Origin of the sequence: Christiangramia aquimixticola (assembly GCF_048285835.1) — a bacterium.
GTDB classification, from domain to species: Bacteria; Bacteroidota; Bacteroidia; order Flavobacteriales; family Flavobacteriaceae; genus Christiangramia; species Christiangramia aquimixticola.
In genome coordinates, this window is record NZ_JBLVTL010000005.1 from 109,371 (window position 1) to 130,686 (window position 21,316).

Sequence of the window (21,316 nt, forward strand, 5' to 3'; positions counted from 1 at the left end):
AAAATGAATATCAACTATTCGAGCTTTTTAAACCTGTATATACAGGCTTCGATACATCCTTCAAATCTTAATTCAAGATCAGATTGATTGATGGAATTGATGATCATGGTATAAGGTTCCTTTTCACCTCCACCTTCACAGGTTGGCTTTATAACTATCTTTTCTCCATTTAAAGCATAAGTTCCCGGGCAGGTTTCTTCCTGAGAACTCATAAAGTCACCCTTCGCGGTAAAGGTATACTCATACCCATCTTCAGCAGTTTGCCACGTAGTTTCTCCACCGGGGCTAACATAGTACTCGACCAGTTTCCATTTTCCAATAATATCAGGAACATTAAGATCTGTAGTTCTTAATTCTTCCGGTGAACTGCAACTACTAAAAGCCAGACTAATTAGTAGAATAAATGTGATTTGTTTCATAATCTCAGTATTAGTTATGTATTAAATAGATGCGAAGTCGGGGAAATAGTTGCGTGAATTTGTTCCACAAAAAAAGCCTCTCTAAAAAGAGAGGCTCTTGTAAGGGTGGAAGACCGGTTTCGAACCGGCGACCTCCGGAACCACAATCCGGCGCTCTAACCAGCTGAGCTACAACCACCATTTGATTAGCGGTTGCAAATGTAAGTTATTTGTACAATTTCGCCAAGAAAAAATTTTAATTAAATGAGGTCAAATACAGAATTTACCGCTACATATCTCTCAACATTGTAACCCTCAGCATGTTCCGTGTTTATTAATCTTCCCATATCCTGGGCTCTATAGGTAATACTATCAAGAAAATTACTGCTGGAGATAGGTGTTTCCGGCTCTTTACTATTCTCATCAAAGAACTGAGACCTGTATGCAAGTACAGATTCCAGTTTTTTATCAAGGAATCCGGTTATATCCACTACAAAATCTGGTTTTATATTTTTCCATTGGATATAATGGAATACATGTTTTGGCCTCCAGGGATCCTGACTTTCACCATCGAGAATGGTTTCTATTTTTCTCAATCCACTTAGAAAGCAAGAATCACTAACAAGTTTTGCCGCTTTTCCATGATCTATATGCCTGTCTTCTATCGCATTACAAAGTACGATCTCCGGCTTATATTTTCTAATCACCTTCATGATCTCCATTTGGTGAGCTGTATTGTTTTGAAAAAAAGCATCGCTGAACTCCAGATTTTCCCGAAACTCCACTCCCAGGATATCAGCTGCAGCTGCAGCTTCAGCATCTCTTATTTCTGCGCTTCCCCGGGTCCCAAGTTCTCCCCTGGTAAGGTCAAGAATTCCAACTTTCTTTCCATTCGCTATCTCTTTTGCAATAGTTCCCGAACAACTAAGCTCAACATCATCCGGATGTGCCCCCACAGCCAGTATATCTAATTTCATATTTTAATCTTTACTATTTAATTCTATTTATTGCCTGTTTCAGATCCTGCATTAAATCTTCAGCCTCTTCTATTCCAACTGAAAATCTAAGCAGATTATCTTTAATGCCCTGTTTTTCTCTTTCTTCCGGTGAAAGAAGTCCGTGTGAGGTTTTGGAAGGTAAAAGAATGGTGCTTTCAACGCCGGCAAGGCTCATGGAAGGTTTGATAAGCTTTAAAGCTTCCATGAATTTATGTGCATCCAGGTTATCAATAAGTTCAAAAGACAACATTCCGCCAAATCCTTTCATCTGGTTTGCTGCCAGAGAATGATCTGGATGATCCTTTAATCCGGGGTAATAAACCTGAGCAACATCATTATGATCATTAAGAAATTCAGCTAACCTCATGGCATTCTCATTCTGAGCTTTTACCCGTATTCCCATGGTTTTGATACTTCTTTCCAGTAACCAGACTGTATAATCGCTTAAGCTTCCTCCAAAATTCTTCGCCATCTGGAAAATCCTATCCATATTCTCTTCAGTAGAAATTACCGTTCCCGCAAGAATATCACTATGACCTCCCATGTATTTCGTAGCTGAGTGGATCACCACATCAATTCCTAAATCGATAGGATTTTGATTTACCGGAGAAGCAAACGTATTATCAATCATGGAAATGAGACCATGCTTTTTAGCAAGTTCTGCCACTCCTTTGATATCAGTGATCCTCAGCAAAGGATTGGAAGGAGTCTCAATATAGATCACCTTTGTATTTTCCTTTATTTCAGCTTCAAGAGCGGCAACACTGCAGTTTTCTGCAAATGTATGTTCGATCCCGAATTTATTAAATTCTTCAACCGCCAGGTTATGCGTCCCGCCGTACAAAGCATCCTGAAAAACCACATGATCACCGGCTTTTAAAAAGGCCATAAGCGAGGTGCTAACTGCCGCCATTCCGCTTCCAAAAATAAGCGCAGCCTCTCCATGTTCGAGTGCTGCCATCTTTTGTGCCAGAGCAACCTGATTTGGCGTATTGAAATATCTGGGGTAGCGTTTAGTTTCTACATTTTCAAAGGCATACGAGGTGGCCATATATAATGGAGAAACCGCACCCTTGTATTCATTATCCTTCAGTTCACCAACGTGGGTACAAATGGTATTGATCCCTTTCGCATCACTCATAAAATAATTTTTAATATTTGGAGCTCTAATGTACTAAGAATTCTGTGAAGCACAGTTTCTCCCCGTTGTAGTATTTATCCAAGTCAATCAATCGTTAAGATTAGTTAAACCTTGAGCCATCTCCCCTATCCTACGTTCAATTTTCGGTATCTTAGAGCATAACTAAAATTATAATGATGAAGAATGTAAATGCCTATGCGGCGAAAGCTAATGATGCAGATCTTGAACCAATGGAAATTGAAAGACGACAGCTTCTGGCAGATGATGTAAAGATTGAAATAGATTATTGCGGAGTATGTCATAGTGATATCCACCAGGTACGTAACGACTGGGGAAATAGTCAATATCCCGTGATCCCGGGACATGAGATCATTGGTAGGGTGACCGAAGTTGGAAAGGATGTGACCCAATATAAAAAAGGAGATCTTGTTGGAGTGGGATGCATGGTAGATTCCTGCCAGGAATGCCAATCCTGTAAAGATGATCTGGAACAGTATTGCGAGAATGGAATGACCGCTACATATAATGGTAAAGACAAACATCTTGGTGGTCATACTTTTGGAGGTTATTCTGAAATGATCGTGGTAAAAGAGAAATTCGTGCTAAGTATTCCTGAGAATCTGGATACCAAAGCAGTTGCTCCATTACTATGTGCAGGTATTACAACCTGGTCACCTTTACGACAATGGAATGTAAAGAAAGGTGATAAAGTAGGAGTTGTAGGCCTGGGAGGTCTTGGACATATGGGAGTGAAATTTGCCAGCGCCCTTGGAGCGCATGTGGTAATGATCACTACTTCCCCTTCAAAAGCTTCTGATGCCAAATTTCTTGGAGCAGATGAGGTGCTTATCTCCAAAAATGAGGACGAAATGAAGAAACATCAGGGTACTTTTGATTTTATTCTGAATACGGTGCCAGTGGGCCATGATACCAATCCATATATCGCTTTGTTGAAAAGGGATGCCACCATGACCCTTGTTGGAGCTATTGATGAAGTAGACATTCATGGAGGCGGACTTGTAATGGGTAGAAAACGACTGGCCGGATCACTGATTGGAGGGATCAAGGAAACTCAGGAAATGCTTGATTTTTGTGGAGAACACAATATTGTTTCTGATATTGAGATGATCGATATGCAAAACATCAATGAAGCCTTTGACCGGGTGGTAAAGTCTGATGTTAAATATCGCTTTGTAATTGATATGAAGTCTTTAAAAAACTAATCCGAAAATATGAGTATACTTTCGTCTCTTTTGGGAAATGCAGGAACTATTGAAAATAGTGAGCTCCAGGAAAAATACGAGAAGTTATTACTTCCTACTGAAGAGATCGTAGCCGGATTTAAAATAATTCGCGATACGTTTATTTTCACCAATAAGAGGCTTATTCTTATTGATGTACAGGGTATTACCGGCAGCAAGATAGAATACTTCTCGGTGCTGTATAAAAGCATCACCAGATTTAGTGTGGAAACAGCAGGAAGTTTTGATCTGGATGCAGAATTAAAGATCTGGATCTCCGGGGAACAACACCCGAGTATTTCGAAGAAATTCAATAAGAAAGTTGACATCTACGAAGTGCAAAGGTTACTGGCACAGTATACTCTTTAAAAAGTTTTTAGGTAAATAATAAACAGGCCATCAGTATTTCTGGTGGCTTTTTTATTTCTGAAATATGGAAGAGGAAATCCTCACTGAGTTTTTATATTTGTTTTTTTAGCATTTGTTCAATTCAGAAATATCAATTAATGGAAATATTATTCACCAATATCAAGGAATTACTACAAATAAGAGAGCCGGAAGTAAAGAAGGTTTCAGGAAAAGAAATGAAGGAGCTCCCAACTTTGAAAAATGCCTGGCTTTTGGTGAAAGATGATCAGATAGCCGATTTCGGGACTATGGATACACTTCCGGAAAATAGCAATGCCAGCCGTATTGACCTGAAAGGTAAAATGTTGTTGCCGACCTGGTGTGATTCTCATACGCATATTGTGTATGCCGGGAATCGGGAACTTGAGTTTGCTGACAGGATTAATGGCTTAAGTTATGAAGAGATCGCCAACCGTGGCGGCGGAATCCTTAATAGCGCTAAAACATTACAGGAAACTCCGGAAGAGGAAGTTTTTGAACAATCCAAAGCCCGTTTGATTGAGGTTATGCAACAGGGAACCGGGGCAGTGGAAATTAAAAGCGGTTATGGGTTGACTGAAGAAGCTGAACTAAAAATGTTACGGGTGATCAAACAGCTTAGAGAGAAATTTGAACTCCCGGTAAAATCGACCTTTTTGGGTGCCCATGCCATCCCGGCTGAATATAAATCCACCCCGGAAAAATACATGGATCTAGTAATTAATGAGATCCTTCCAAAGGTTGCTGAAGAACAGCTGGCCGAGTATATTGACATTTTCTGCGAAAAAGGATATTTTACTGTAGAAGATACTAACCGATTACTGGAGGCAGCTTCTAAATTTGGGCTAAGACCTAAAATACATGTCAATCAATTCAATGCCATAGGCGGGGTAAAAGCCGGTGTAGATCATAATGCTTTGAGTGTCGACCATTTGGAAGTTATGAATGAAGATGACTATGAGGCTTTAAAAGGATCAGATACCATGCCGGTAGCCCTTCCCTCCTGCTCTCTTTTCCTTAGCATTCCTTATACTCCCGCGAGAAAGATCATAGACTCCGGTTTACCTCTTGCTTTAGCGACCGATTTTAATCCCGGTAGTACTCCAAGTGGAAATATGAATCTGGTAATATCACTTGCATGTATCAAAATGAAAATGACACCCGAGGAGGCAATAAACGCAGCTACCATTAATGGAGCTTATGCCATGGACCTTAGTGAAACTCATGGAAGTATAACTAAAGGAAAAAAGGCCAATTTTATAATTACCAAAGAAATCCCTTCTTATACCTTTCTTCCTTATGCCTTTGGAACAAATTCAATAGAATCTGTATATATAAATGGAAAAAAGATCTAAAATGGAAGGTGTAAAATTTTTTAATAATACAGATCTTAAGAAACTCACTTCCTCCAGGGAGGGAGAGCAAAAATTCGGCGAAAAAATTAGTCTTATTAGTAGTGAAGATCAGCTCCGGCAAAGCAAGGTTAAATATGTGCTTTTGGGAATTCCCGAAGACATAGGCGTTAGAGCCAATTATGGCAAAAAAGGAACTTCGGAAGCATGGACAAGTTTTTTAAAGTCATTTCTGAATATACAGGTGAACAGATATAATGATCCGTCTCGAATAGGAATTTTGGGACCCATAAACTGTGATCTGGAAATGGCCCAGGCCGGAAATATTGATGAAGCAGATCCTAATTATTATCAGAAACTTGGAGATCTGGTCCATAAAATAGATGAAAAGGTTAGTCTTACTATAGATAAAATAGTTTCAGCCGAAAAAATACCCGTAATAATAGGTGGCGGTCATAATAACGCCTACGGAAATATAAAGGGAACCTCTACCGCCCTGAATTCTGCCTTAAATGTGCTGAATATAGATGCTCATACAGATTTGCGAAAATTAGAACATCGCCACAGTGGCAACGGATTCAACTATGCGTTAAAGGAGAATTTTTTGAATAAGTATGCGGTTTTTGGGCTACACAAAAACTATACTCCGGAATATATTTTCCGGGAAATGGATAATTCAGAATGCATTCAATTTATAATGGCTGAAGATCTGTTCAAAAAACCTACAGGCATAATGTCTGGGTTTGAGAAAACCCTGGATTGGCTGGGAAATGAAAATTTAGGTCTGGAGATTGATTGTGATGCCATGGCATATTTCCCAAGCAGTGCAAAATCCCCTTCCGGCTTTTCAGTGGAAGATGTACGTAAAATGATCAGAACCGTTGCAAAACTGGATAACTGCAAATACCTGCATCTATGTGAGGCTGCACCTTCAAAAGAAAATGAAGGTCTTGTAGGGAAAGCTTTATCCTATTTTGTTTCAGATTTTATCGCTTAAGATTCCTGGTCCAACCGGTTTTCACCGGCTGTTCTCTGCCAAGGAAATCTCCCTTCGATTTCCAGCTCGATGGATAAACTTAGAAAGGTCCTAATAAGCACAATTACTCCCAGGGTAAGCACTTTGTCCATTGTAGGCTCTGTTACTACCGTGGCAATGATATCGGCGGCGACAAGGATCTCCAAGCCAAGCAATATCCCTTTCCCAAGTTGCTGCCGGAGCAATTTATAAGATCTTCCTCCGCTCTGTTTTGCCAGTACATATTTCCCCAGCGATATAATGGTCGCCAGTAATATGGTAATTATCCCGGCCACTTCAATAAATTTAGCGATGTAGGTAATATAAAGTTCCAGTCTTTCCATAAATATTATTTCTCTGAAGATAATTTTTGATAAACCCCATTTGTCCAACCAAAGCCATCCTGGGTTGGATATTCTCCACCACCACTTTCCTTACTCAGGTCCATCACATTATACTTTTCTGTCATTTTATAAGTACGCTTATACACTTCCTCATTTATGGCCAGCCAGCGTTTTTTAATAGTATTTGAAAGCTCTTGCTGCTCATAATTTCGAAGTCCTGTAATGGCGATCCATTGCAAGGGCGCCCAACCATTTGGTGCATCCCATTGCTGCCCGGTATTGTACGGGGTAGTGACCACTCCTCCCGGTTTCAGGAAATCTTTTTCTATTCGTGATGCGACCTCTGTAGCCTGGTTATTATTGGCAAGAGAAAAGAATAGCGGGTAAACTCCTGCTAAGGAAATATTGTTGGTAAACCTGTTCTCTTTAAAATTATAGTCCTGAAAGAATTGAGTTTCTGCATCCCAAAGGAATTGTTGAATAGCCTGTTTTCTGTCTGCCGCTTTCCTATTATATTTTTCAGCCTTATCTGTATCTCCGGAAACAGAAGCTGCTTCAGCTATGGTTTTTTCCAGGTTATAAAGCAAAGAATTTAAGTCAACAGGGATAATGGAAGTAGTTTGAATGGTCGATAATTTAAATTCACCATTCTCATCTTTTACCAGCCATCTGCTGGAATAATCCCAACCTGATTCTGCTCCGGCTCGTAAATTTCTATAAATATCTTCCTTGGAAAGCGTAGGATTCACTTGCATTGCCTCTTTCGCAGTTTCCACATCTTCGCGGTAACTCTCCGGTCGCGGAGTATTTAGTTCATCCCAGTATCTGTTCAGAACGGTTCCGTTTTCAAGTCTAACTACACGATTTACTGCTCCGGCCTTTGATAGCTTCTCCTTTCCTTTCATCCAGAATTCATATTCCAGTTCAAGTTCCGGTAAATATTCTGCCAGCACAGCTTCACCCTCTTCTTCAGCCAAAACCTGAACCATCATGGCAAGGAAAGGAGGTTGAGATCTACCCAAATAATAGGTTCGATTCCCATTGGGAATAAAACCATAACTATTTATGAGATAGGCGAAATTATCAACCATATTGCGGATAGTTTCAATCTCACCATCGGCCTGTAAACCAAGCATCGTGAAGTAGCTGTCCCAATAGTAGATCTCTCTGAATCGTCCTCCGGGAACTATATATGGCTCCGGTAACGGAATAAGAGTCCCGGAAACTCTATCATCTGCCGGTCTTTTTAAAACCTGCCATAACTTTTTAATATGCGAATTGATCGATGAAGAGTCGGTTTTATATTCTTCCTTTTCACCGGGAATACTAAAATGCTGATTTACAAAATTTCTGATCCCCTCTGCCGTGGTATCATTAAGCATACTATATCGCTGCCTTATAAGTCCCACATTATATTCGGGTTGAACATCTACAAAGGTCTTGCTGTCTTCAAATATACTTTTGGTCTGTACATCATAAAAAAGGTCTCCATATAGTTCATCCGGCGGCAGTATCTTAACCTCCTTCTCCAGCTGCTGAACATCCTGCTCGGGGTCTGGACCAATTTTACAGGATGCCAGAATCAACAAAACTAAATATAGATTTAACCTTAATACAGAGAAGTTTTTCATGTATAAAAAATATTTGAATAGCATAAATATAAGGATTTTACATTGTCTGAAAATTCCATATACTTGATCTTAATTTTTAATTTTGCGAAAAAATTTAAATATGGAGATAGTATCCTGGAAACCTGAATATTCTGAAGAATTCAAACAAATGAATATTTACTGGCTGGAAGAATTTTTCTGGGTGGAACCACATGATGAAGAGGTATTGGGGAATCCTGAGAAATATATTATCAAACCGGGTGGGAATATTTTCTTTGTGATTGAAGATAAAGAAGTGATTGGTTGCGTGGCTTTGATGAAAATGGAGTCAGGAATATTTGAGCTTACCAAAATGGCGGTAAAACCGGCACACCGGGGAAAGAAGATTGGTCAGCAATTAATGCAACATACGCTCGACTATGCTAAAAATCAAGGTTGGAAAAAACTGATCATCTATTCCAACCGAAAACTGGAAAACGCTATCCATTTATATAAAAAATATGGATTTATTGAAATCCCTATGGGAGAAAACAATCCTTATTCCCGGGGAGACATTAAAATGTCGCTAAAGCTTTCATAAATCTTTATTAAACGATTTTTATCTCCATCACTGCTTCCCTATTTTTAAAATAAAATTACCTATGAAGAATTTTGCAATAATGATGGCTCTGGGCGCAATCTTTATAAGTTGTAAAGATGACCATGAGCACAGAACAGAAAGGAACGAGACAGAAATTGCAGAAAATAAACAGCAAAATAACAATCAGGAAACTTCAGATCTACCCGACATTAAAATAAGCCCGATTTCACATGCCACTGCAGTTTTTAAATGGGCAGATAAAGTTTTTTATACAGATCCTGTGGGCGGAGCTGAAGCATTTAAAAATGCCGCTTCCCCAGATTTCATTCTGCTTACCGATATTCATGGAGACCACCTGAGTGCAGAAACTTTGAAGTCTCTAAAACTTGGAGACACAAAAATAGTCGCACCGGCGGCCGTGGCTGAGAGTCTGCCCAAGGAATTCAAGAAAAACCTTATTATCCTGGAGAATGGAGAGTCAACAGATCTTGATGATTTTAAAATAACGGCGATCCCTATGTATAATCTTCCGCAAAGCAAAGATGCCATGCATGTTAAAGGCCGCGGGAACGGATATATTATCCAGTTGAATGAACATAGTTTATATATTTCAGGAGATACTGAAGATATTCCTGAAATGAGGCAATTAAAAAAAATTGATATCGCCCTACTTTCTATGAATCTACCTTACACTATGCCGGTGGAACATGCCGCAGATGCTGTACTCGAGTTCAAGCCGAAAAAGGTGATCCCATACCACTACAGAGGAAAAAATGGTTTTTCAGACATTAAAAAGTTTAGGCAGTTGGTAAAGGAAGGGAACTCTAATATTGAAGTAGAATTGATGGATTGGTACCCGAATGGTGAGGAATGAAATTTGGGGAGTCGTCTTCCAGATTTTATTTTGCTTACGTGAACTTGCAAAATTTTACTTGGCTAATTCAAATCTAACAGTATAGTAACGCAAATGCTTTTATAGTGGAAGACGACCTTTTATTTTCTTCTCCATATTTCAGTTTATTTTAAACTTCTTCTATATATAACAAGAAAATTATCTGTTAATTGCCTCAGGTTCAATAATTTTTGAAAATATTAGCACTCTCTATAATATCATCCGATATAAGGTAATTTTCACCTGATTTTCGCCCTTAAATTAAAGACATCAAATACCACCTCCGTTCTACCGGAAAGGATCCGGTAAATTTCCGCGCTATGTAATGGATACGAAACTGAATTTTTAGCAATAAAAAAACCCGGCTTAGTGCCGGGTTTTTTATTATATAATGGATAATATTATGAAAGTACTTCCTGTACTTTATCTGCAGCTTCCTGGAACTGAATTGCACTGTAAACTTTTAAACCACTATTGTCTATAAGTTCTTTAGCGATATCAGCATTGGTTCCCTGTAAACGAACAATGATTGGCACATTCATAGCATCTCCCATATTTTTGGAAGCATCTACAATTCCCTGTGCAACACGGTCACATCTTACAATTCCTCCAAAAATGTTTACCAGAATAGCTTCAACTTTTTCGTCCTTAAGAATAAGTCTGAAAGCTTCTTCTACTCTTTTAGCATCTGCTGTTCCACCAACATCAAGGAAGTTGGCCGGCTCACCACCTGCTTGTTTGATAAGGTCCATAGTTGCCATTGCAAGTCCGGCTCCATTTACCATACATCCAACATTACCGTCAAGATCTACATAGTTCAAGCCTACTTCTCTTGCTTCAACTTCAGTAGCATTCTCTTCACGAATATCACGCATCTCAGCATAATCTTTATGACGGAAAAGTGCATTGTCATCCAAAGTCACTTTAGCATCTACAGCCATGATCTTATCATCACTTGTTTTCAACACAGGGTTGATCTCAAATAAAGAAGAATCAGATTTTTCGAATGCTTCATAAAGAGACATCACGAATTTGGTCATTTCTTTAAAAGCCTTTCCGCTTAGTCCAAGGTTGAAAGCTATACGACGTGCCTGGAATCCTAATAATCCGGTTGCAGGATCAATTTCTTCAGTGAATATAAGGTCCGGAGTTTCTTCAGCAACAGTCTCGATATCCATTCCACCTTCAGTAGAATACATGATCATGTTACGACCGGTAGCACGATTAAGAAGAACAGACATGTAGTATTCTTCCGGCTCGCTGTCTCCAGGATAATATACATCTTCAGCAACAAGAACCTGGTGAACTTTCTTTCCTTCAGCAGAAGTTTGAGGAGTTACAAGATTCATCCCAATGATCTCACCTGCAATTTCTTCAACTTCTTTAAGGTTTTTGGCAAGTTTCACTCCACCACCTTTTCCACGGCCTCCGGCGTGAACCTGTGCTTTGATCACATGCCATCCGGTCCCGGTTTGCTCGGTAAGTTCTTTTGCAGCTTCAACTGCTTCTTTGGCGTTTCTAGCAACGGTTCCACGTTGGATGCGAACTCCAAAGCTGCTTAAAATCTCTTTTCCTTGATATTCGTGTATATTCATAATCAGCTATTTCTTCTGTATTTATTATGGAAGGCAAAAGTAACAAATACATACTATTGTACCAATCTTTTTTGAGGTTCTTAACTCTTACCAAATTACCTGAGTTCCATAGGTCTCAGGCTTTTCCAAAAAATCGCGCTTTAACGAAAACCTTATCGTAGAAAACCAACCTAATCCCCATAATAAAAAACCTTTCTATTTAAATTTGTCGTTTAATATTTGAAGATGAAAAAAGCATTACTGGCTCTGGCAATTGGTGGGTTTGGAATTGGAATGACCGAGTTTGTTATTATGGGAATTCTTCCCGAAGTAGCCGGTGCGTTAAATATCAGCATCCCGGAAGCGGGACATTTTATTTCTGCCTATGCATTAGGGGTAGTGGTTGGAGCTCCATTATTGACTGCTTTTGGAAATAAATGGCCTGCACACAGGGTATTGCTGTTCTTAATGTTGTGGTTTACAGTTTTCAATACTATCTCGGCATTTTCAAATTCGTATACCCTGTTGCTCATCACCAGGTTTCTTTCGGGCTTACCTCATGGAGCCTTCTTTGGAATTGGAGCTGTAGTAGCCGGGAAACTTGCCAAACCCGGGAAAGAAGCGCAGGCAATTGCAATCATGTTCACCGGGCTTACCGTTGCCAATGTGATTGGGGTCCCTTTAGGAACCTGGCTGGGACAGAATTTTTTCTGGGGTGTGGCATTTCTGGCTGTAGGAGTGGTAGGCGTTGCAGCGGTTTTAAGTATCAAATTCTGGATGCCGGAAATAAAAAATTCCGGTTCGGGAAGTTTTAGAGAGGATATGAAAGTTCTGAAAAAAACCGAACTCTGGATGGTGATTTTACTTACCACTATTGGCACCGGCGGATTCTTCGCCTGGTATAGCTATATCGCACCTTTATTAACAGATGTCGCCGGCCATGAAGAGTCTGTGGTGAGTTACGCCATGATCCTGGCCGGGCTGGGGATGGTAGCCGGGAATTTTCTGGGAGCGAAACTCGCCGAGTGGTTTACGCCCATCAATGCAGTGCTTATTGCACTTATTTTAATGGTAATTGCCCTGCTAACCAATACTTTTCTAGCGTATGATCAAACCGGAGTGCTGATTATGACATTTTTAATTCCCCTTATCGCATTTACAATCGCCACCCCTATTCAAATGGCTGTGATAAAATCGGCTAAAGGATCTGAAATGCTGGGCTCCTCCCTTAATCAAAGTGCTTTTAACATGGGAAATGCAAGCGGTGCATATTTCGCCGGTTTACCTATCGCCTATGGTTATGGCATTGTTTCAGCTCAATATGTTGGGGCAGCCATGGCCGGTATCGGGATACTTATTGCCATTGGCGTGATTATTATTAGGCGAAAACAGGCTACTCAAACCCAGGTTAGCCATATATAACCAAATTCAGAAAAAATAACATTTTGTACAAATCGGTTATATTTGGACTATTGCTTACCTTCTCTTTAATTAGAAACATACTTTTGCGGTAAATTATTATGAACTAATGACGAACAAGGATTTACTTTCTATCACTGAAGAATTTGGCAGTCCGGTATATGTATATGATGCGGAGAAAATAATTTCGCAATATAACCGGCTTACCAATGCATTTAAAGTAAGCGAACTAAGGTTACATTATGCGGTAAAAGCACTTTCCAATATTTCCATCTTAAAATTATTGAGTTTATTGGGCTGCGGATTAGATACCGTTTCCATTCAGGAAGTAAAACTCGGGATTAAAGCCGGAGTGGATCCGTCTAAGATCATATATACTCCTAACGGAGTTTCTTTGGAAGAGATCGAGGAAGTTGTAAAATTTGGCGTGCAGATCAATATTGACAACTTATCCATTTTGGAACAATTTGGAAGCAGACATCCACAAATTCCGGTTTGTATTAGAATAAATCCACATGTAATGGCGGGGGGAAATTCCAAGATCTCTGTTGGACATATTGATTCAAAATTCGGAATTAGTATTCACCAGATGCCACATTTATTGCGGATTGTGGAAAACACCGGGATGCATATAAATGGAATCCATATGCATACCGGAAGTGACATTCTTGATATAGGAGTATTTCTCTATGCTTCTGAAATACTTTTTGAAGCCGCCCGAAATTTTAAAGAACTTGAGTTTATAGATTTTGGAAGCGGATTTAAAGTTCCTTACCGCGAAGGAGATATAGAAACAGATATTGAAGATCTAGGACAACAGCTCACAAAGAAGTTTAAAGATTTTTGTAAGGAATATGGACGCGAGCTTGCACTGGCCTTTGAACCCGGGAAATATCTGGTAAGTGAAGCCGGGAAATTCCTTGCCCGGGTAAACGTGATCAAGCAAACCACCTCAACTGTTTTTGCAGGGATCGATTCAGGTTTTAATCACCTAATACGCCCTATGTTCTATGGCTCACATCACGATATTGTAAATATATCTAATCCTGAAGCTAAACACCGCTTCTACAGCGTAGTAGGATATATTTGTGAAACCGATACTTTTGGTAATAACCGAAGAATTTCTGAAATACGCGAAGGAGACATTCTTAGCTTTAGCAATGCCGGGGCATATTGTTTTTCCATGGCCAGTAATTTTAATTCCAGATACCGTCCTGCTGAAGTACTGTGGCACGAAGGTAAAGCTCATCTCATAAGAGAACGTGAAACCTTTGAAGATCTTACCAGACATCAGGTGGAGTTAGATTTTCCTGTTTTAAATAACGAACTTGCAGAAAACAACTAACATTCTTTTAATTATTTCTGAACTAAAGGCAGCTAAAAAGCTGCCTTTTTTTTACCCACATCAATCCGGCTATTAGTTATTTTAAATGTTTTAAAACGAAGTACTTAGAGAATTTATAGTTACCTTAGAGATACTTAGAACAAAAGGTCAATTCCCCAGATACATCCTACTTCTATCACCTCCCATACAACTGTAACATTTTACAGTAATTTCCGTTGCCAAAAAGTTTCGGAATATAAATCCCCCTTTGAAAATTACTAAACGAATGGAAAACCCTATTGCTGTAAAAATTCCGACAGGCTGGTGGAACAGATAGTTTAGACAACTAATTTTAAAATTTAAAATCATGAGTACGTTAATGTTAGAAACCTCCGGGATAGAAGAATTTCGGGAGGCATTGAGAGGAAAATTAATTCTTGAAGGCGACCTTGAATATGAAAATGAGAGAAAAGTTTACAATGCCATGATAGACAAGCGACCGGCCATGATCGCAAAATGTGTGGATACGGCTGATGTTATTACGGCAGTAAACTTTGGAAGAAAACACGGATTCTTAACTGCGGTGCGTGGAGGCGGCCATAACGGTGGAGGATTAGGAATATGTGATGAAGGTTTGGTTATAGACCTTTCTGCAATTAAAAATGTACGGGTAGATACCACCAATAATACCGTTCGTGTAGGAGGCGGGAATGTTTGGGGCGAAGTAGATCATGCTACCCATGCCTATGGATTAGCAATCCCCGCAGGTATAATTTCTACCACCGGAGTGGGCGGATTAACCCTTGGCGGTGGGGTTGGGCACTTATCCCGAAAATATGGTCTTACAATTGATAATCTATTGGAAGCCGATATGGTATTGGCATCAGGAGAAACTCTCACCGTAAGTAAAGATCAAAACAAGGATCTCTTCTGGGCCATTAGAGGTGGTGGAGGAAATTTTGGAATAATAACTTCCTTTCTGTTTCAGGCACATCCGCTTAAAAACGTTATTGGCGGTCCTACCCTGTGGCCAATTGAAAAAACTCAGGAGATCATGAAGTGGTATGATAAGTTCATTGAGAACGCCAGCAGGGACCTTACCGGGTTTATTGCAACTATGGTTATTCCTGGCGCTCCATTTCCGGAAGCGCTTCACAACAAAAAATTCTGTGGGATTGTATGGTGCTATACCGGAAAGCCGGAAAAGTTTGAGGCCATGTTCAAACCTGTATTAAAAATGCAACCAGTATTCGATCATGTGGGTGAGATGCCCTACCCTGCTATACAAACCCTGTTCGATAAAATGATGCCTCCGGGATTGCAATGGTACTGGAGAGGCGATTTTTTTGAAGATATTTCAGAAGAAGCAGCCAGCCAGCATTTAAATTATGGAAGCGAAATTCCCACACCTCTCTCACAAATGCATCTTTACCCTATTAACGGAAAAGCTTCTGAACCTGAAATGGATGATACTGCCTGGGCATATAGAAATGCAAAATATTGCGGAGTGATCGTTGGAGTTGATCCTGATAAAAAGAATTCCGAAAAAATTACTGACTGGTGCAAATCTTACTGGAATGCATTACATCCCCATTCCATGGGAGGTGCATATTCCAATTTTATGATGGAGGAAGGCAACGACAGGGTCAAAGCTGCTTTTAAACATAACTTTAAAAGATTAAGAAAAATTAAAAGCAAGTATGATCCCGGCAATTTCTTTAGAGTAAATCAAAATATTCAACCGGAATAATAGGGTAAATTCAGCGACCGGGTAGGATGTGAAAATATATAACCATAAAGTGGGAAAAAGTTCCCAGGAGCACAAATATGTGAAAAATCCCGTGATTATACGGAATACGATGCAGCATGAACAGGATGGCGCCAAGAGTGTAGGATATACCTCCCGCAATTAGCCAGAATATACCGTCATTACTTAAATTATCCATAAGCGGACCAATAGCAAAAATGATGATCCATCCCATCACCACATACATGATGGTAGATAGTAATTTAAATTTGCCGGTATAGAATAATTTCAGGATCACTCCGGCCAATGCCATAGCCCAGACCACCCAGAAAATCACCCAGCCGGTTGTGCCTCTTAGAGTAACCAGGGCAAAGGGCGTATAAGTTCCTGCAATCAAAACATAGATTGCCGCGTGATCAAGTATATTAAGTCTCTTTCTAAGCTGATGTGTGGATGCGCTGTGATAAAAAGTTGATGCGGCGTATAATAAAATCATACTCGCCCCAAAAATGGAAAAACTAAGCAGGTGCATGCTATCCCCCAACCTAACTGCCTTTATAACCAAAAGCACCATGGCAATTACACTAAGCGCCAATCCTAAGCCATGAGTTAGAATATTGAGCTTTTCTTCTTTTTCTGGATAGTACTTTGGTTCTTTGATGTTCTTCATTATAAACTGAGCTTCCCGGAAAATTAAGCCCTACAAAAGTCAAATCCAAAGTATAGAAAGTTTTTTATGGTTTAAGTTTCTTCTCAGGGATCTTGATAACAGTTTCCACACCTCCTGTAGGTATATTTCTAATTTCGAAAAAGTAATTATCCTTATAAAGGTTTTTCAATCTGTCATCAATATTTTTTAGCCCCACACCTTTCTGAAATAATTCTTCGTTAGACAGAGATAATGGCTCTCCATCATTTTCTACCTTAATTACCAATCTGTTATTTTCTATAAAAATCGAAACCTTAATATTTAAATTGGTGTGGTCATAGGAATACCCATGTTTAATAGAGTTTTCTATAACCGGTTGCAACAGCATTGCCGGCACCTTTTTTTGCAGAATATTTTCATCATAATCAATTGAAATACTAAGATGATCTGAAAATCTGACATTCAGAATATTTAAATAATATTCAAGAATTCTAAGTTCTTCTTCCACCGTAATTCTATTCCGTTCACTGTTATAAAGGATCTCCCGTAAAAAGTCACTTAGATCGGCAATGGTATCCTTGGCTTTCTTGCTATCCATATCGGTTAAAACAGCAATGGAATTAAGGGTATTAAAAAGAAAATGCGGTTGTAATTGCGACGAAAGCATTTTCATTCTGGTATTTACCAATTGGGATTCAAGCTGGGATTGTTTTTTCTCTGACTCTTTAACCTGTTTTAGATAGTAATAGGTATAGATGATGAACACCATGGCAAAGTAGATAAGGAAATTAAGATCCAGCACATAAATAAAAGCGTTTACACTTTTTCGAAGATCAAATTCGGCAAGGTTTATCCGGCCTACGATGATCGAATAAAAATCGAATATTAGCCTTATGATCAAACCAATTAAAATGGAGAAAACGGTATGAATGGAAATGATCTTAAACCAGGAATAATTCTTATTTAAAAACCTTTTGGTGCTAATAGCGATAAGGGTCATGTAGCTTACCACTATTACATAGTCGAAAAGAAGATTAAAAACCAGATAATCAACCCATGAAAAATACTTGTATTCTGAGGGCATAAACCTGGTCATATAGGAAACTTTAGCTAGTAAAACCAGATCGAACAATAGGTAGAATCCTGCTAATAACAGTACCAGATTGGGGTCGATATATTTTTGTTTAAGGTTTGAAAAAGTCATGGCTATATTCCTATTTTCTCAAAAAATTCCTTTTTATGGGATTTACTTACGTGCAGTAGCTTCCCATCGGTCATTCGTGCATCGATTTCTGAATAATCTGAATGTACGATCTCGTGCACGAAATTAAGATTAACAATGGTGGACCTGTGTATCCTTATAAAGCTTGCATTTTCCAGGATTCCGGCCAGGTTATTCAGCGATTCCCGCAATACGAACTTTTTTTCGCTGGTATAGATCTCTGCATAATATCCCGAAGCCTGTATGTACATAATATCTTTAGGATCTACCAGAGAAGTACGGTTGCCCTGCTTTACAGGAATTTTGGAAACGGCATTCAGTTTTAAGTTACCTCCGGAATATAAATGGAAAAATTCTACGAGACGTTTTTCAAAATTCTCTTCAGCTTCAGGTTTACTGGTTTCCAATACTTTTTTTATGGTTTTAAAAAAGCGTTCGTCTTTAAAAGGTTTTAAAAGAAAGTCGAATGCTTCGGCATCAAAAGCTTTCAAGGCATAATTATCATAAGCGGTTACAAAGATGATTACCGGTTTGGGGGCGATCTCTACTTTCTTCAGGACTTCAAAACCGTTCATGTCTTTCATGTTGATATCCAGAAACACAAGATCGGGCTTATCGCTATTTATCCTTTCAATCGCGTTACGACCATTGGAACATTCACCTATTACTTCGATTTCGTCTACTTCTTCCAAAAGATTAGACACCCGTTTTCTAGCGAGTTCCTCATCATCTATAATTAATGCTCTCATTGATTAAGGTAAAAGTTAGTCATTCTCTAATTTATAACTATTTGATTTAATATTTTATAGGTCGTTTTTCGCGAGGCTTTCTATTAGTGAGTCAACAAAAGGGCTATCAAAACATTCATTTTGATAGCCCCTACTAACCAATTCAACTAATAATGTACATTTAATTACTTGCTACGCTGGTTCTGCCCAGGTTTTTAGGGTCTAATTTCACTGTTCGTTTTTGATTGTTATTGACAAGTTTGATCTTATAAACTTCTTTCTCCAATAGGTTAGCTCTTCCTGAAGCTGCATATTTGTTAGCTGTCATGGTCCATCCCTGATTGGCTTGATAAACTTCGCGTCTTACATCCAGGGGAAGTATGATATTCTCAAACTTCTGACTTGTTTTTACAAGATTACCTTCTTTATCAAAATCGGCAGTTAAATAACCTTTCCCGCTTCTAAATGTCACCAGGTAAGAGTCATAATCTTCGTTTTGAGTTTCCTGAATAAAACCAAGAATGTCAAAATTAGCCTGCATAAATCCGAGAGCGTCTTTTTCAAATTCTCCGGTGTAACTCTCTTTTATATTAAAAGTAAAATTATCTCCGTCTCTGGTAATTTTAGCTTCCATAGGTGTAAATCCTACTTTTGCTTCTTCCAATTCAATTTCCTGTGTATGTCCTATTGCAGTCACAGCGATTAATAATAAAGAAAAAAATAATGTTTTCATGATGAACGTTTTTTGAGTGAATGAATAATGATTTAACTATGGCATAAACTTAGGTCACTTTATCCCTTAAATGGAGTGAAATGATCCTGTTAGCCAGCCTATATCCATCAAAACAACAATTAATGATTTAAGCTTTATCAAGGTTTTTAAAGCTCATTGGGTGCAGAAATGGGATGATTCACATTATATTTATAATCGTTCACCCTTTAAAGAAGCCATTTATATCAATTTAGCCATTCGAGTCTGCAAGCTGTGATCTCGTCTATTTTTTGTTTATTTATGACATTATTTGAATTAAAATCTATTTTTTTCAAAGTCATGTCCTTTAGCAAATTTGTTGAAGTAGGATTTAAAAGGTTTATCCCGGCTCCGTTTACCCTGGCGGTCCTGCTTAGTATTTTCACAATTTTTATCGCTTATTTCTTTACCGGAGAAAGAAGCCCGGAAAACATCAAATCCATTCTTGGCTATTGGCAGGATGGGATGTGGGAACCGGCCTTACTGGTATTTGCTGTCCAAATGATGCTTATTCTGGTTCTTGGACATGTTCTGGTACTCTCCCGCCCTGTTTCCTGGCTAACCGAAAAGCTTACCAACATGGTGCACTCTAATCAAAGTGCGGTTATTCTGGTTTCCCTGTCTACTATGATAGTGGCTTTTTTCAACTGGGGATTAGGTTTAATCTTTGGGGCGATAATGGCGAGAAAAGTTGGGGAGGCGGCTGTAAAAAGAGGATTTAAAATTAATTACCCATTAATTGGTGCAGCAGGTTATACCGGATTGATGGTCTGGCATGGGGGAATTAGCGGAAGCGCTCCCTTAAAGGCAGCAGAAGCCGGACATTTTACGGGTCTTTTTGAAAGCTCCGGCAGGATTTCCACTGCCGGACTTATTCCTGATAGTATTTCTACAGATACTACTATCTTTTCTGAATGGAATTTATTGATCTTTTTAACTATCCTGATTATAATCCCGGCAACTTTATGGTTGATCTCAAAAAAGACCGAATTCTCACAAATACAATTGCCTTCTGAAAATAAATCTGGAAGTAAAATTATTGCTGAAGGTGCAGAAAGACTTGATCATTCCCCCTTGCTTAAATACTTATTCGGATTAATTCTACTGGCAGCTTTCTTTATTAGTTATTCTGAAAATTTAAGCCAAGGAAATCTCACTCCTAATATGCTTAACTTTTTCATGTTAAGCTTATGCATTTTGCTTCATAAATCGTTTGTTTCATTTTTAAATGCTTTAGAGGAGGCGATTGGAGGAGCAGCCGCGATTTTGATTCAATTTCCGCTATATTTTGGAGTAATGGGTATTATGAAAGAAACGGGACTTGTGGGAGATATTGCCGGATTTTTCACATCGGTGGCAAGCCAGATAAGTCTGCCGGTCTACACTTTTTTTAGTGCCGGCCTGGTGAATATATTTGTTCCCAGTGGCGGCGGACAGTGGGCCATACAGGGACCAATTATTTTAGAAAGTGCTTTAAAGCTTGATGTACCGTTAAACAAGATGATTATGGCATTTGCCTATGGGGACCAGATCACTAATATGCTTCAACCCTTCTGGGCCTTACCACTACTGGCCATAACCAGACTTAAAGCGAAAGAAATTCTGCCCTACACCCTTATCATGATGTTCGTTGGCTCATTGGTATATATTTGCGGACTACTTTTAATTTAAAAAAGTCGGGGGGATTTTTTTTAGGGTCATATTTATGACCGGGGCTGCAATCTTTTTCTTCTTAATACATTAAGATCTGCTCTGTACTTTTTAATTAATTTTTCCTGTCTCTCATTGTCCATCTGCAAATTTAACCAGATCGCCCCCATAACCGTAATGGCAGAGCCAATTACGAAATAAAATACCACTGCATCCATCGATTAAAATTTTAAAAAATTAAAGAATTGTAGGGAGGCTCTAAAGATAGTTTCCAGCATGGGTGATGGCATGTTA

General features: G+C 39.0%; 21 protein-coding genes and 1 tRNA gene. 10 read left to right on the forward strand and 12 right to left on the reverse strand.

Annotated features, from left to right (window positions below; all coding sequences use genetic code 11):
* Positions 1-14: 14 nt before the first annotated feature.
* The 4 genes from ACNKXV_RS11405 to ACNKXV_RS11420 form a co-directional block, all read right to left on the reverse strand.
* Positions 15-419: a lipocalin-like domain-containing protein gene (locus ACNKXV_RS11405; RefSeq protein WP_417907862.1), complete on the reverse strand. Its 405-nt coding sequence runs from the start codon at positions 417-419 to the stop codon at positions 15-17.
* A 103-nt stretch (positions 420-522) separates the two neighbouring features.
* A tRNA-His gene (locus tag ACNKXV_RS11410) sits at positions 523-598 on the reverse strand.
* Positions 599-658: 60 nt separating this feature from the next.
* Positions 659-1,375 carry a bacillithiol biosynthesis deacetylase BshB1 gene (bshB1, locus tag ACNKXV_RS11415; protein ID WP_417907863.1) on the reverse strand — a complete coding sequence of 239 codons (717 nt, stop codon included), beginning with the start codon at positions 1,373-1,375 and terminating at the stop codon, positions 659-661.
* 13 nt (positions 1,376-1,388) lie between these two features.
* Positions 1,389-2,537, reverse strand: a complete 1,149-nt coding sequence (locus ACNKXV_RS11420) for a trans-sulfuration enzyme family protein (protein WP_417907864.1) — start codon at positions 2,535-2,537, stop codon at positions 1,389-1,391.
* Between the two features lie 176 nt (positions 2,538-2,713).
* Here ACNKXV_RS11420 and ACNKXV_RS11425 point away from each other — a divergent pair, with 176 nt between their 5' ends.
* The 4 genes from ACNKXV_RS11425 (at position 2,714) to ACNKXV_RS11440 (ending at position 6,514) form a co-directional block, all read left to right on the forward strand.
* On the forward strand, positions 2,714-3,760 hold the full coding sequence (locus tag ACNKXV_RS11425) for an NAD(P)-dependent alcohol dehydrogenase (protein ID WP_417907967.1): 1,047 nt from the start codon (positions 2,714-2,716) through the stop codon (positions 3,758-3,760).
* Between the two features lie 9 nt (positions 3,761-3,769).
* Positions 3,770-4,147, forward strand: a complete 378-nt coding sequence (locus tag ACNKXV_RS11430; protein WP_417907865.1) for a PH domain-containing protein — start codon at positions 3,770-3,772, stop codon at positions 4,145-4,147.
* Between the two features lie 137 nt (positions 4,148-4,284).
* Positions 4,285-5,520, forward strand: a complete 1,236-nt coding sequence (hutI, locus tag ACNKXV_RS11435; RefSeq protein ID WP_417907866.1) for an imidazolonepropionase — start codon at positions 4,285-4,287, stop codon at positions 5,518-5,520.
* Complete coding sequence (locus ACNKXV_RS11440) at positions 5,504-6,514, forward strand: formimidoylglutamase (RefSeq protein ID WP_417907867.1); 1,011 nt, start codon at positions 5,504-5,506, stop codon at positions 6,512-6,514. Before hutI ends, ACNKXV_RS11440 begins: the two co-directional genes overlap by 17 nt.
* Here the strand turns inward: ACNKXV_RS11440 and ACNKXV_RS11445 are convergent.
* Both ACNKXV_RS11445 and treA read right to left on the reverse strand, forming a co-directional pair.
* Entirely contained in the window at positions 6,511-6,876 is a 366-nt protein-coding gene (locus ACNKXV_RS11445; RefSeq protein WP_417907868.1) for a DUF1622 domain-containing protein, read from the reverse strand. The two genes, ACNKXV_RS11440 and ACNKXV_RS11445, sit on opposite strands and share 4 nt — an antisense overlap.
* 5 nt (positions 6,877-6,881) lie before the next feature.
* The gene (gene treA / locus ACNKXV_RS11450) at positions 6,882-8,507 is read right to left on the reverse strand and encodes an alpha,alpha-trehalase TreA (protein WP_417907869.1); all 1,626 of its coding nucleotides are present in this window, start codon (positions 8,505-8,507) and stop codon (positions 6,882-6,884) included.
* 100 nt (positions 8,508-8,607) lie between these two features.
* Here treA and ACNKXV_RS11455 point away from each other — a divergent pair, with 100 nt between their 5' ends.
* Both ACNKXV_RS11455 and ACNKXV_RS11460 read left to right on the forward strand, forming a co-directional pair.
* Positions 8,608-9,066 carry a GNAT family N-acetyltransferase gene (locus ACNKXV_RS11455; protein WP_417907870.1) on the forward strand — a complete coding sequence of 153 codons (459 nt, stop codon included), beginning with the start codon at positions 8,608-8,610 and terminating at the stop codon, positions 9,064-9,066.
* Positions 9,067-9,127: 61 nt separating this feature from the next.
* A complete protein-coding gene (locus ACNKXV_RS11460) occupies positions 9,128-9,940 on the forward strand; it encodes an MBL fold metallo-hydrolase (RefSeq protein WP_417907871.1) in 813 nt (270 codons plus the stop codon).
* Positions 9,941-10,359: 419 nt separating this feature from the next.
* Here the strand turns inward: ACNKXV_RS11460 and sucC are convergent, their stop codons facing one another.
* Positions 10,360-11,553 (reverse strand): ADP-forming succinate--CoA ligase subunit beta, encoded by a 1,194-nt coding sequence (gene sucC / locus ACNKXV_RS11465; RefSeq protein ID WP_417907872.1) that lies wholly within the window; start codon positions 11,551-11,553, stop codon positions 10,360-10,362.
* A gap of 225 nt (positions 11,554-11,778) precedes the next feature.
* On the opposite strand from sucC, the gene ACNKXV_RS11470 reads away from it, so the two are divergent.
* From ACNKXV_RS11470 to ACNKXV_RS11480, 3 genes are all read left to right on the forward strand, one after another.
* Positions 11,779-12,954, forward strand: a complete 1,176-nt coding sequence (locus ACNKXV_RS11470; RefSeq protein ID WP_417907873.1) for an MFS transporter — start codon at positions 11,779-11,781, stop codon at positions 12,952-12,954.
* Positions 12,955-13,060: 106 nt separating this feature from the next.
* A complete protein-coding gene (gene lysA / locus ACNKXV_RS11475) occupies positions 13,061-14,296 on the forward strand; it encodes a diaminopimelate decarboxylase (protein ID WP_417907874.1) in 1,236 nt (411 codons plus the stop codon).
* 346 nt (positions 14,297-14,642) lie between these two features.
* A complete protein-coding gene (locus ACNKXV_RS11480; RefSeq protein ID WP_417907875.1) occupies positions 14,643-16,025 on the forward strand; it encodes an FAD-binding oxidoreductase in 1,383 nt (460 codons plus the stop codon).
* A gap of 10 nt (positions 16,026-16,035) precedes the next feature.
* Here ACNKXV_RS11480 and trhA read toward each other — a convergent pair whose 3' ends face one another.
* The 4 genes from trhA to ACNKXV_RS11500 all read right to left on the reverse strand — a co-directional run bounded on the left by trhA (position 16,036) and on the right by ACNKXV_RS11500 (position 19,354).
* Positions 16,036-16,692 (reverse strand): PAQR family membrane homeostasis protein TrhA, encoded by a 657-nt coding sequence (gene trhA, locus ACNKXV_RS11485; protein WP_417907876.1) that lies wholly within the window; start codon positions 16,690-16,692, stop codon positions 16,036-16,038.
* Between the two features lie 64 nt (positions 16,693-16,756).
* Positions 16,757-17,875, reverse strand: a complete 1,119-nt coding sequence (locus tag ACNKXV_RS11490; RefSeq protein WP_417907877.1) for a sensor histidine kinase — start codon at positions 17,873-17,875, stop codon at positions 16,757-16,759.
* A gap of 2 nt (positions 17,876-17,877) precedes the next feature.
* Positions 17,878-18,642 carry a LytR/AlgR family response regulator transcription factor gene (locus ACNKXV_RS11495; RefSeq protein ID WP_417907878.1) on the reverse strand — a complete coding sequence of 255 codons (765 nt, stop codon included), beginning with the start codon at positions 18,640-18,642 and terminating at the stop codon, positions 17,878-17,880.
* A 160-nt stretch (positions 18,643-18,802) separates the two neighbouring features.
* Positions 18,803-19,354, reverse strand: coding sequence for a hypothetical protein (locus ACNKXV_RS11500; RefSeq protein ID WP_417907879.1), 552 nt, complete (start codon positions 19,352-19,354; stop codon positions 18,803-18,805).
* A gap of 318 nt (positions 19,355-19,672) precedes the next feature.
* Here ACNKXV_RS11500 and ACNKXV_RS11505 point away from each other — a divergent pair, with 318 nt between their 5' ends.
* Positions 19,673-21,043 (forward strand): short-chain fatty acid transporter, encoded by a 1,371-nt coding sequence (locus ACNKXV_RS11505; RefSeq protein ID WP_417907880.1) that lies wholly within the window; start codon positions 19,673-19,675, stop codon positions 21,041-21,043.
* A gap of 32 nt (positions 21,044-21,075) precedes the next feature.
* On the opposite strand, the gene ACNKXV_RS11510 is transcribed toward ACNKXV_RS11505, so the two are convergent.
* Entirely contained in the window at positions 21,076-21,240 is a 165-nt protein-coding gene (locus tag ACNKXV_RS11510; protein ID WP_417907881.1) for a hypothetical protein, read from the reverse strand.
* Between the last annotated feature and the right edge of the window lie 76 nt (positions 21,241-21,316).

What these genes read in the sequence shown, in the direction of transcription:
- ACNKXV_RS11405 (WP_417907862.1), bottom strand. Translation starts at nt 419, where the DNA reads ATGAAACAAATCACATTTATTCTACTAATTAGTCTGGCTTTTAGTAGT.
- bshB1 (WP_417907863.1), bottom strand. Translation starts at nt 1,375, where the DNA reads ATGAAATTAGATATACTGGCTGTGGGGGCACATCCGGATGATGTTGAG.
- ACNKXV_RS11420 (WP_417907864.1), bottom strand. Translation starts at nt 2,537, where the DNA reads ATGAGTGATGCGAAAGGGATCAATACCATTTGTACCCACGTTGGTGAA.
- ACNKXV_RS11425 (WP_417907967.1), top strand. Translation starts at nt 2,714, where the DNA reads ATGAAGAATGTAAATGCCTATGCGGCGAAAGCTAATGATGCAGATCTT.
- ACNKXV_RS11430 (WP_417907865.1), top strand. Translation starts at nt 3,770, where the DNA reads ATGAGTATACTTTCGTCTCTTTTGGGAAATGCAGGAACTATTGAAAAT.
- hutI (WP_417907866.1), top strand. Translation starts at nt 4,285, where the DNA reads ATGGAAATATTATTCACCAATATCAAGGAATTACTACAAATAAGAGAG.
- ACNKXV_RS11440 (WP_417907867.1), top strand. Translation starts at nt 5,504, where the DNA reads ATGGAAAAAAGATCTAAAATGGAAGGTGTAAAATTTTTTAATAATACA.
- ACNKXV_RS11445 (WP_417907868.1), bottom strand. Translation starts at nt 6,876, where the DNA reads ATGGAAAGACTGGAACTTTATATTACCTACATCGCTAAATTTATTGAA.
- treA (WP_417907869.1), bottom strand. Translation starts at nt 8,507, where the DNA reads ATGAAAAACTTCTCTGTATTAAGGTTAAATCTATATTTAGTTTTGTTG.
- ACNKXV_RS11455 (WP_417907870.1), top strand. Translation starts at nt 8,608, where the DNA reads ATGGAGATAGTATCCTGGAAACCTGAATATTCTGAAGAATTCAAACAA.
- ACNKXV_RS11460 (WP_417907871.1), top strand. Translation starts at nt 9,128, where the DNA reads ATGAAGAATTTTGCAATAATGATGGCTCTGGGCGCAATCTTTATAAGT.
- sucC (WP_417907872.1), bottom strand. Translation starts at nt 11,553, where the DNA reads ATGAATATACACGAATATCAAGGAAAAGAGATTTTAAGCAGCTTTGGA.
- ACNKXV_RS11470 (WP_417907873.1), top strand. Translation starts at nt 11,779, where the DNA reads ATGAAAAAAGCATTACTGGCTCTGGCAATTGGTGGGTTTGGAATTGGA.
- lysA (WP_417907874.1), top strand. Translation starts at nt 13,061, where the DNA reads ATGACGAACAAGGATTTACTTTCTATCACTGAAGAATTTGGCAGTCCG.
- ACNKXV_RS11480 (WP_417907875.1), top strand. Translation starts at nt 14,643, where the DNA reads ATGAGTACGTTAATGTTAGAAACCTCCGGGATAGAAGAATTTCGGGAG.
- trhA (WP_417907876.1), bottom strand. Translation starts at nt 16,692, where the DNA reads ATGAAGAACATCAAAGAACCAAAGTACTATCCAGAAAAAGAAGAAAAG.
- ACNKXV_RS11490 (WP_417907877.1), bottom strand. Translation starts at nt 17,875, where the DNA reads ATGACTTTTTCAAACCTTAAACAAAAATATATCGACCCCAATCTGGTA.
- ACNKXV_RS11495 (WP_417907878.1), bottom strand. Translation starts at nt 18,642, where the DNA reads ATGAGAGCATTAATTATAGATGATGAGGAACTCGCTAGAAAACGGGTG.
- ACNKXV_RS11500 (WP_417907879.1), bottom strand. Translation starts at nt 19,354, where the DNA reads ATGAAAACATTATTTTTTTCTTTATTATTAATCGCTGTGACTGCAATA.
- ACNKXV_RS11505 (WP_417907880.1), top strand. Translation starts at nt 19,673, where the DNA reads ATGTCCTTTAGCAAATTTGTTGAAGTAGGATTTAAAAGGTTTATCCCG.
- ACNKXV_RS11510 (WP_417907881.1), bottom strand. Translation starts at nt 21,240, where the DNA reads ATGGATGCAGTGGTATTTTATTTCGTAATTGGCTCTGCCATTACGGTT.